Genomic DNA, 10,285 nt, shown 5'->3' with positions numbered 1-10,285 from the left:
GCCCCCTCCCCCGCCCGTCGGGGAGCCGTCGACAGCGACCGGCTCAGGACCAGTGCCAGCGTCGTCCTGCGGTCGGTCCTGGACCACGGCCCGGTCGCCCGCAGCACGGTCGCCCGACTGACCGGCCTCTCCCCGGCGTCGGTCACCGACCACTGCGCCCGGCTCAGCGCGCTCGGCCTGATCCGGGAGGCTCCCGAACCCCGCCGGTCGAACGGGGTCGGCCGCCCCCACGTACCGGTCGACCTGGACGACTCCCGGTTCGTCGTCGGCGGCATCCACGTGGCGGTGCCGTACACCACAGTCGCCCTCCTCGACCTGCGCGGCCGGGTCGTCGCCGAGCGCCGGCTGAGCCACGACGGCGGCACCGAGCCGGACCGGGTACTGGCCGACGCCGCGGCCGGGCTGCGGGCCCTCCTGACGGACGCCCGGAGCCGTACACCGCTCACCGTGGGCGTCGCGGCCGGCGGCTGGGTCGACCGGGACTCCGGAACCATCGTGGATCACCCGCTCCTCGACTGGCACGACGTCCCCGTACGCGAGGTGATCGCCGCACACACCGGCCTGCCGGTCCATGTGGACGGCCACGCGCGGGCGTTGGTCAACGGCGAGCGGCTGTTCGGAGCGGCGGCGCGCGGCAGCCTCAGCGTGCTCCATCTTTTTGTCGGGAACGTCGTCGACGCCGCCTTCGCCACCCACGACGAGGTACACCACGGCCCCCGTTCCCAGGCCGGCTCGATCGCCCACCTCCCCCTCGCCGGCGGCACGGAGCCCTGCGACTGCGGCCGGACCGGCTGCCTCCAGGCGGAGCTGAGCGAGCGCACCCTGTGCCGGCGGGCCCGGGAGGCCGGGGTCATCCGTACCTCGAACCCCATGCACGTGTTGGCCGCCGCGGCCGACGGTGACACGACCGCCGTACGCCTCCTGCTGCACCGTTCCCTGATGACCGGCCGGGCCGTGGGGCTCCTGCTCGACGTGCTCAACCCGGACACGGTCGTCGTCACCGAGATGGGCTCCGTCCACCGGGAGGACTGCCTCGCCGCGCTGCGCGAGGAGGTCGAGTCCGACCGGGCGGCGACCGTCGTGCCGACCAGCTTCCCGGACTCGGTACTGGCCGTCGCGGGCGGCTCGGTGGCTCTGGACGTCGTCTACCGGGACCCGCTCGGCATGTCGCCGGGCAGACTCCGGGCCCTCCCACCGGGACCGACTTAATTCAGAAAATCCGAATGTTGACAGGCTTCACACCAGGCCAGGAGCATCAGGTTCATGAGCTGTCGCAGCTTTCGCACCCTCTGTTGTTGACACGTTGACACGTTGACACGTTGACGCACTGACGACCCGGCCACGTCCGGCCGCCGTGTTCGTCTGTCACGTCCGTCCGTCGCGTCCGTCTGTCGCCTCCGCCGCCGCACCCTGCGCGCGCCTCCTCCGGCGCCCTCCTCCGGCACCCGCGCCTCTCGGCCCCCAGGTTCCGCCTGCCGGTTCCGCCTGCCCGGTTCCGTCCGTCGGCCCCCGTGAACCACCTCATGAATTCAGGGAGTCCTCCCATGCCACCTCTGTCCGCGTCCGGTGTCGACCGGCGGCTCTTCCTCTCCTCCTTGCTCGGCGCCGCCGCCACTGCCGGGCTCAGCGGTTGCGCGGGCAGCAGCGCCGCCGACACCGTGGCCAAGGGAGCCACGTCCGCCCCGCTGGCGAACAAGGTCCCGTCGGGTACGAGCCTGAAGATCTCCTCGTATCAGGGCACCCAGCAGCTCCAGTTCAAGCTCGCGGGCCTGACCGATCTGCCGTTCAAGGTGTCCTCCTGGGCGAACATCGGCGCCGGCCCCGACGTCATCAACGCCTTCCGCGCCAAGTCCCTGGACGTCGCCAACAACGCGGGTATCCCGCCCATCCAGGCGCACTACCAGGGCTTCGACGCGAAGATCGTCGCGATCAACCTCACCCGCAAGCCCAACTACCTCTTCGCCACCAAGCCCGGCAGCGACATCCGGGCCGTCCAGGACTTCAAGGGCAAGAAGCTCGCCTTCTCACAGGGGCAGGCCCAGGGTGTCGTCCTGCTGAGGGCGCTCAAGCAGGCCGGGCTGGCGTACGACGACGTGGAGCTGGTGCCGTTGACCAGCAACCAGTTCCTCACCGCGCTCCAGTCGGGCCAGGTGGACATCGCCCCGCTCGCCAACCAGCAGTCACCGGCCTACCTCAAGCAGTACGGGTCCAAGGGCGCCCACACCATCCCCACCGACGTCGTGGACCTGCTCAGTCTCCTGTGGGCGCCCACCTCCGTACTCGCCGACAAGGCGAAGGCCGCCGCCGTGGCCGCGTACATCCCGCGGTGGGCCCAGGGCCAGGTGTGGGCGTACGAGCATCCCGACGACTGGAACAGGGAGTTCTACGTCAAGACGCAGAACCTGACCCTCGCCCAGGCGGAGGCGATCACCGAGCTCGCCAACAAGCCGCTGTTTCCGCCCAGTTGGGACGAGGCGGTGAAGTGGGAGCAGGAGACCGCGGACCTGCTGGCCGAGGGCGGCTTCGTGAAGGCGTTCAAGGTCGGCTCGCTCTTCGACCGCCGCTTCGAGGGCATCGCGGCGAAAGCCGTGTCCGCCGACTACCGGAGGTGAGCACTATGACCACCACGACCACGACCACGACCACAAGTACGAGTACGAGTACGAGTACGAGTACGACCGCCACCGTCGTGGCCGGGAGCGCCGGGGCCGTCGAGGCTTTGGACGGCGCGGAGGGTTCTCTCGCGGCACGGCGTACCCGGCGTCGCCGCGGTCTCGCCCCCGGCAAACGGCTGCCCGCCTCCCGGCTGACCGGACCTGCCCTGGTCGTCGTGGTCTGGGCCGTCGCCTCCGCGGCCGGGCAGCTGGACCCGGGCGCCATCCCCGCGCCCTGGACGGTCCTGCGCACCTCGGGTCAGCTCTGGAGCGACGGCACGCTCCCCACCGACATCCTCACCTCGCTGCAACGCGCCGGCTCCGGATTCGCCCTCGGCCTGACCGCCGGGGTGGCCCTCGCGCTGACGGCCGGGCTCAGCCGGATCGGCGAGGCGCTGATCGACGGGACGGTCCAGCTCAACCGGGCGATCCCGACCCTCGGTCTGATCCCGCTGTTCATCCTCTGGCTGGGCATCGGCGAGACGTTCAAGATCGCGATCATCGCCATCGTCGTCTACATCCCGATCTATCTGAACCTGTACTCCGCGTTGTCCGGGATCGACCACCGGTTCGTCGAACTCGCCGAGGTCCAGGGGCTGTCGAAGCTCCGGTTCATCCGGGAGATCGTCATTCCCGGCGCGCTGCCCGGGTTCTTCGTGGGGCTCCGGCTCGGCGTCACCGGCTCCTGGCTCGGTCTGGTGGTGCTGGAGCAGATCAACGCCACCAGCGGCCTCGGCTACATGATGTTCCAGGCCCAGAACTACGGCCGGACCGACGTGATCCTCGTCGGCCTGTTGATCTACGGGATCTTCGGCCTGGTGTCCGACAGCGCGGTCCGCCTCATCGAACGGAGGGTGCTGTCGTGGCGACGCACACTGAACAGCTGACGACCGAGGCCGCCCCGACCGTCAGGCTCCGGGGCCTGACCCGCTCCTTCGACGGCCGGACCGTCCTCGACCACGTCGACCTGGACCTGCCGGCCGGGCAGCTCACGGCGCTGCTCGGGCACAGCGGCTCCGGCAAGAGCACTCTGCTCCGCGCCATCGCCGGCCTCGACCACGAGGTCGTCGGCAGCGGCGGGCTGAGCGCCCCCGACCGGGTGTCCGTCGTCTTCCAGGACTCCCGGCTGCTGCCCTGGCGCCGCGTCCTCGACAACGTCCTGCTCGGCGCCGACGGCAAGGAGGCCGCGGAGCGGGGCCGGGCCGCCCTCGCCGAGGTGGGCCTCGCGGGACGCGAACGGGCCTGGCCCAACGAGCTGTCCGGCGGCGAGGCCCAGCGTGCCGCCCTGGCCCGCTCCCTGGTCCGGGAGCCCGAACTCCTGCTGGCCGACGAGCCGTTCGGCGCGCTGGACGCGCTCACCCGGATCCGGATGCACGGGCTGCTGCGCGAGCTGTGGGAACGTCACCGGCCCTCGGTCCTCCTGGTCACGCACGACGTGGACGAGGCGATCGTGCTGGCCGACCGGGTGCTCGTCCTCGACCAGGGCCGTATCGGCCTCGACCTGGCCATCGACCGCCCGCACCCCCGCTCGTACCGCGATCCGCTGCTCGGCGAGTACCGCGAGCGGCTGCTCGCCGCCCTCGGCGTGACGGAGGACCACACCGAGGACCACACCGAGGACCACACAGACGACAAGAACGACAAGGACCAGGAGGTCCATCAGTGACGCGGCGCCGGCTGCATCTCAACGCCTTCCTCATGAACACCGGCCATCACGAGGCCTCCTGGCGGCTTCCGGAGAGCGATCCGTACGCCCATGTGGAGCTCGGCCACTACGTCCGGCTGGCGCGGACCGCCGAGCGCGGCACCTTCGACTCGCTCTTCCTCGCCGACGGACCGCAACTGTGGAGCAACCTCGCGCAGCGGCCGGCCGGCGCCCTGGAGCCGCTCACGCTGCTCACCGCGCTCGCGACGGCCACCGAGCACATCGGTCTGATCGCCACCGCCTCCACGTCCTACAACTCGCCCTACAACCTGGCCCGCAAGTTCGCCTCGCTGGACATCATCAGCGGCGGCCGGGCGGGCTGGAACATCGTCACCACGGCGGGCGCCGAGGCCGCCCGCAACTTCGGCCTCGCCGCGGAGCCCGCGCACGCGGAGCGGTACGCACGTGCCGCCGAGTTCCTCGATGTGGCGCTCAAGCTCTGGGACAGCTGGGAGGACGACGCGGTCGTCGCCGACAAGGCGGCCGGTGTCTGGGGCGACGACACGAAGATCCATCCGCCCCGGCACCGTGGGAAGTACTTCAGCGTCGAGGGAGCCCTCAACGTCCCGCGCTCCCCGCAGGGGGTACCCGCTGCTCGTCCAGGCCGGCTCCTCGGAGGACGGCAAGGCGTTCGCGGCCCGTTACGCGGAAGCGGTGTTCACGGCCCAGCAGACCCTCCAGGACGCGCAGGACTTCTACGCCGACCTCAAGTCCCGTACGGCGGCGGCCGGCCGCGATCCCGACCACATCAAGGTGCTGCCCGGCATCGTCCCGGTGATCGGTTCGACGGAGGCCGAGGCACGGGCGAACGAACAGGTCCTTGAGGACCACATCGTCCACGCGCACGGGGTGAGCCGTCTGGAGGGCTTGCTCCAACTACCGCCGGGTGTCCTGGAGTTGGACCGGCAGCTGCCTGCCGAGCTGCCGCCGGAGAGTTCCGTCGAGGGCGCCAAGAGCCGCTACACGCTCGTCGTGGAACTCGCCCGGCGCGAACGCCTCACCGTGCGGCAGCTGATCGGCCGGCTCGGCGGCGGGCGCGGGCACCTCACGTTCACCGGGACGCCCGAGCAGGTCGCCGACGCCATCGAGGAATGGTTCACGCTCGGCGCCGCCGACGGCTTCAACATCATGCCCGCGGTCCTGCCGTCCGGCCTCGACGCCTTCGTCGACCACGTCGTCCCGATCCTGCGCACCCGCGGGCTGCTCCGCACGGAGTACGACGGCCGCCCCCCGCAGGCCCCCCGGCAGACCCTGCGGGAGAGATACGGCCTCCCGCGCCCCGCCAACCAGCACGTCTCCCCGGCACTCGCCCGCATCTGACCCGTAGCCGCCCCATCGCTGACCCGCATCCGAGAGGACTCCCATGACCGGCATCGAGATCCGCAAGGTCACCGCGAAGATCGGCGCGCGGATATCCGGCGTCGACATCGCCAAACCGCTCGACGACGAGGTCGTCACCGCCCTGCGGGCCGCCCTCGACGAACACAAGGCGCTGGTCTTCGACGACGTCGATCTGGACGACGAGGGCCAGCAGGCCTTCGCCCGGCACTTCGGCGACCTCACCACCGCCCATCCGACCGTGCCCGCCGTGGACGGCGCCCCGAACGTGCTGCCCGTGGACAGCGAGCGCGGCCGTGCCGCCAACAACTGGCACACCGACGTCACGTTCGTCCTCAACCCGCCGCAGGCCAGCACCCTGCGCAGCATCACGATCCCGCCGTACGGGGGCGAGACGCTGATCGCCAGCTCGGCCGCCGCCTACCGCGATCTGCCCGAGCCCCTGCGCCGGCTCGCGGACACGCTGTGGGCCGAGCACACCAACGACTACGACTACGCGGTGCCGGAGGAGGAGGTCGACGAGACGCTGGCCGCTCACCGCGCCCAGTTCACGTCCATCAAGTACCGCACCGTCCACCCCGTGGTCCGGGTCCATCCGCTGACCGGCGAGCGCGGGCTGTTCATCGGCGGCTTCGCCCAGCGGATCGCCGGTCTGTCGGTGAGCGAGTCCCGCAAGGTCCTTGATCTGCTCCAGGCCTATGTCGTGCGGCCCGAGAACGTCCTGCGGCACCGCTGGTCCCCGAACCAGCTCGTGCTGTTCGACAACCGGATCACCCAGCACTACGCCATCGACAACTACGACGGACTGCCGCGCCGCCTGAACCGGGTGACGGTCGCCGGTGACGTACCGGTCGGCATCGAGGGCAAGGAGAGCCACTCGATCGCGGGCGACGCCTCGCACTACACCTCGGTCGCGTAGTCGGACAGTTCTCTTGCTGCTAGCCTGCACTTGCAAGCTATTCGCAATAAGAGCCCGAAGAACACCCTCGGCACCCTCCCTCGTGATCGTCTTCTCACCTTTCACGCGGGCAGGCGGCTGGACGGAGGACCCCCGCGAGGACGTGACTCGCGGGGGTCCTCCCGTTCCCGGGTGGCAAGGGAGCGTGTCGGTCGCACCCAGAAGATGCCCGCCCCTACAGGTTGCTGAAGTCGGGCTCCTTCGTGCGGGTGCGCTTGAGCTCGTAGAAGCCCGGGACCGAGGCGACGAGGAGCGCGCCGTCCCACAGCCTGGCGGCGTCCTCGCCCTTGGGCGCCGGGGTGACGACCGGGCCGAAGAACGCGATCTGCTCGCCGTCGGCGCCGGGGACCGCGATGACGGGCGTCCCGACGTCCTGGCCGACCTTGTCGATGCCCTCCTTGTGGGAGGCGCGCAGCTCGGCGTCGAACTCGAAGTCGAGCTGGTCCGCGTAGTCGATCAGGTCGGCGGGGAGGCCGACCTCGTCGAGCGCGGCGGCCATCACGTCCTTGGTCAGACCCCGGCCCTCGTTGTGCGCGCGGGTGCCGAGCGCGGTGTAGAGCGGGCCGAGGATGTCGGCGCCGTGCTTCTGCCAGGCCGCGGTCACCACGCGGACCGACTCCCAGGCCGTGGTCGACATCGTCTCGCGGTACGACTCCGAGAGTTCGTCCAGCTTCGACTCGTTCAGCACCGCGAGGCTCATGATGTGCCAGCGGACCTCGATGTCCCTGACCTTCTCCACTTCCAGGACCCATCGCGAGGTCATCCACGCCCAGGGGCACCGCGGGTCGAACCAGAAGTCGACGGGGGTCTTGGCTGATGCCTGCTGCTCGGACATTGTTCTCCTCGGTCGGGGGGTGTCGGTGTCGGGAGCCCTCGGTGCCGTGCCGGTGCTGTCTCCACCTTCAATAGCCTCAATGCGTTCGGTCGTCCGCGCCATTCCCGGGTGCACCGTGTCAGGGGTGCGTGACAGGATCGGTCCTGTCCACACGTACCTTCACATGTACCCATGACGCCACAAGGAGTGCCGCCCGTGCCCGGTGAGAATCTGTCCCGCGACGAGGCCCGCGAGCGGGCGGCACTGCTGTCCGTCGAGGAGTACGAGGTGTCGCTGGACCTGCGCTCCGCGGTCGGCGGGACGGACGCCGAGCCGCGTACCTTCCGGTCGGTGACGACCATCCGGTTCCGCAGCGCCGAGCCGGGCGCCACGAGCTTCGCGGACCTGATCGCGCCGAGCGTCACGGCCGTCTCGCTGAACGGCCGGGACCTCGACCCCGGCGCCGTCTTCGACGGTTCCCGGGTCCTTCTGGAGGACCTGGCCGAGGACAACGAACTGGTGGTCGACGCCCAGTGCGCGTACAGCCGCACCGGTGAGGGCATGCACCGCTTCGTCGACCCGGAGGACGGCGAGGTCTATCTCTACACGCAGTACGAGCCCGCCGACTCCCGCCGTGTCTTCGCGAACTTCGAGCAGCCCGACCTCAAGGCGCCCTTCCGCTTCGAGGTGCGGGCCCCCGAGGGCTGGGTGGTGTGGAGCAACGGTGTCGGTGAACTCGTCGACGGCGTGTGGAAGTTCGCCGGGACGAAGCCCATCTCCACGTACATCACGGCCTTCGTCGCCGGCCCGTACCACTATGTGACCGACTCGTACGAGCGCCTCCTCGACGACGGCACCCGGCTGGAGATCCCCCTCGGCGCGCTGTGCCGCAAGGGGCTCGCCCGGCACTTCGACGCCGACGACGTCTTCCTGGTCACCAAGCAGGGGCTCGACTTCTTCCACGACCACTTCGACTACCCGTACCCCTTCGGGAAGTACGACCAGGCGTTCGTGCCCGAGTACAACCTCGGCGCGATGGAGAACCCGGGCTGTGTGACCTTCCGCGAGGAGTACATCTTCCGCGGCAACGTGACGCGGGCGTCGTACGAGCGCCGGGCGAACGTGATCCTGCACGAGATGGCCCACATGTGGTTCGGCGACCTGGTGACCATGGTGTGGTGGGACGACCTGTGGCTCAAGGAGTCCTTCGCGGACTTCATGGGCACGTTCTCGATGGTCGAGGCGACCCGCTTCACCGACGGCTGGGTCACCTTCGCCAACAACCGCAAGGCGTGGGCGTACCGCGCCGACCAGCTGCCCTCCACGCACCCGATCACGGCCGACATCCGCGACCTGGAGGACGCCAAGCTCAACTTCGACGGGATCACGTACGCCAAGGGCGCCGCGGTCCTCAAGCAGCTGGTGGCGTACGCGGGCCGGGACGCGTTCCTGGAGGGCGCCCGCCGCTACTTCAAGCGGCACGCGTACGGGAACACGCGCCTCGGTGACCTGCTGGCGGTCCTGGAGGAGACGAGCGGGCGCGACATGGCGGCCTGGTCGCGGTCCTGGCTGCAGACCGCGGGCGTCAACTCCCTCACGCCCCAGGTGCTGCTCGACGCACAGGGCCGCGTCGCCGAGCTGACGGTCCTCCAGGAGGCGGCCGAGTCGCATCCCGAACTGCGACCGCACCGGGTGGCGGTGGGCCTCTACCGGCGGGAGGGCGTAGACGGCTCGGAGGGCTCGGGCGGCGCGCTTGTGCGGTACGCGCGCGCCGAGGTGGACGTCGACGGTCCGCGCACGGTCGTCGGCGAGCTGGCCGGCGCGGACGCCCCCGAGCTGGTCCTCGTCAACGACGACGACCTCACGTACTGCAAGATCCGCTTCGACGAGGGTTCGCTGGACACGCTGCGGGCGCAGCTCGGTGACATCACCGACCCGCTCGCCCGCGCGCTGTGCTGGTCGGCGCTGTGGAACCTGACCCGCGACGCGCTCATGCCCGCGCGGGACTTCATCGGCCTGGTGCTGCGTTTCGCGGGCCGCGAGTCGGACATCGGCGTGCTCCAGGTGCTGCACGCGTGGGCGAACACCGCGCTCACCTTCTACGTGGCGCCCGAGTGGCGGGCCACCGGCGGGCGGCTGCTCGCGGAGGGCGCGCTGCGTGAGCTGCGGTCCGCGGCGCCCGGCAGCCAGCACCAGCTGACGTGGGCGCGCTTCTTCGCGGCGGTCGCGTCGAGCGAGGCGGATCTGCTGGTGCTCCAGGAGTTGTTGGAGGGCACCGCGGCCGCGAAGATCGACGGGCTCGATGTCGATCAGGAGCTGCGCTGGGCGTTCCTCGAACCGCTCGCCGCGCACGGGGTGGCGGACGAGGGTGTGCTCGCCGCGGAGCTCGCCCGCGACGACACCGCGTCCGGGAAGCGGCATCAGGTGCGGTGCCTGGCGGCGCGGCCGTCCGCGGCGGTGAAGGCCCAGGCGTGGGCGGTCGTGGTCGAGTCGGACTCGCTGTCCAACGCGCTGGTCGAGGCGACGATCGACGGGTTCGCGCAGGCGTCGCAGCGGGGGTTGGCCGCGCCGTATGCCTCCAAGTACTTCGAGGTGATCGAGCGGGTGTGGGAGGAGCGGTCGATTCAGATCGGGATGGATGTGGTGAGGGGGTTGTTCCCTTCGCTGCAGGACTCCCAGGGGACGTTGGATCTGGCGGACGGGTGGCTTGCGGGGCGTGGGGAGGCTGCGCCGGCGCTTCGGCGGTTGGTGGCGGAGGCGAGGGATGATCTTGCGCGGGCCCTGCGGGGGCAGGCGTGTGATGTAGGTGCGGGGGG

The 10,285-nt window shown here is 70.6% G+C and carries 7 protein-coding genes and 1 pseudogene; 7 read left to right on the top strand and 1 reads right to left on the bottom strand.

Annotated features, from left to right (window positions below):
* From AOK01_RS10410 to AOK01_RS10385, 6 genes and pseudogenes are all read left to right on the top strand, one after another.
* On the top strand, window positions 1-1,209 hold a 1,209-nt coding region (locus tag AOK01_RS10410), incomplete at its 5' end, for an ROK family transcriptional regulator (RefSeq protein WP_055510663.1).
* Window positions 1,210-1,544: 335 nt separating this feature from the next.
* Window positions 1,545-2,612: an ABC transporter substrate-binding protein gene (locus tag AOK01_RS10405; RefSeq protein ID WP_055510662.1), complete on the top strand. Its 1,068-nt coding sequence runs from the start codon at window positions 1,545-1,547 to the stop codon at window positions 2,610-2,612.
* Window positions 2,613-2,617: 5 nt separating this feature from the next.
* The gene (locus tag AOK01_RS10400) at window positions 2,618-3,541 is read left to right on the top strand and encodes an ABC transporter permease (RefSeq protein WP_055510661.1); all 924 of its coding nucleotides are present in this window, start codon (window positions 2,618-2,620) and stop codon (window positions 3,539-3,541) included.
* Window positions 3,517-4,320 carry an ABC transporter ATP-binding protein gene (locus AOK01_RS10395; protein ID WP_245702196.1) on the top strand — a complete coding sequence of 268 codons (804 nt, stop codon included), beginning with the start codon at window positions 3,517-3,519 and terminating at the stop codon, window positions 4,318-4,320. The genes AOK01_RS10400 and AOK01_RS10395 overlap by 25 nt, the downstream gene beginning before the upstream one ends.
* Window positions 4,321-4,352: 32 nt before the next feature.
* Window positions 4,353-5,679, top strand: a pseudogene (locus tag AOK01_RS10390) (LLM class flavin-dependent oxidoreductase).
* A gap of 43 nt (window positions 5,680-5,722) precedes the next feature.
* Window positions 5,723-6,616: a TauD/TfdA dioxygenase family protein gene (locus AOK01_RS10385; RefSeq protein ID WP_055510660.1), complete on the top strand. Its 894-nt coding sequence runs from the start codon at window positions 5,723-5,725 to the stop codon at window positions 6,614-6,616.
* Window positions 6,617-6,830: 214 nt separating this feature from the next.
* On the opposite strand, the gene AOK01_RS10380 is transcribed toward AOK01_RS10385, so the two are convergent.
* Complete coding sequence (locus tag AOK01_RS10380; RefSeq protein WP_055510659.1) at window positions 6,831-7,490, bottom strand: DsbA family protein; 660 nt, start codon at window positions 7,488-7,490, stop codon at window positions 6,831-6,833.
* Window positions 7,491-7,685: 195 nt separating this feature from the next.
* Between AOK01_RS10380 and pepN the strand changes: the two genes are divergently transcribed.
* Window positions 7,686-10,285: aminopeptidase N (gene pepN / locus AOK01_RS10375; RefSeq protein WP_055510658.1), on the top strand; the 2,600-nt coding region annotated here is incomplete at its 3' end.

Source organism: Streptomyces aurantiacus (assembly GCF_001418335.1).
GTDB lineage: Bacteria > Actinomycetota > Actinomycetes > Streptomycetales > Streptomycetaceae > Streptomyces > Streptomyces aurantiacus.
Note: the sequence above shows the minus strand (reverse complement) of the source record. Positions and strands in the feature narration are given on the sequence as shown.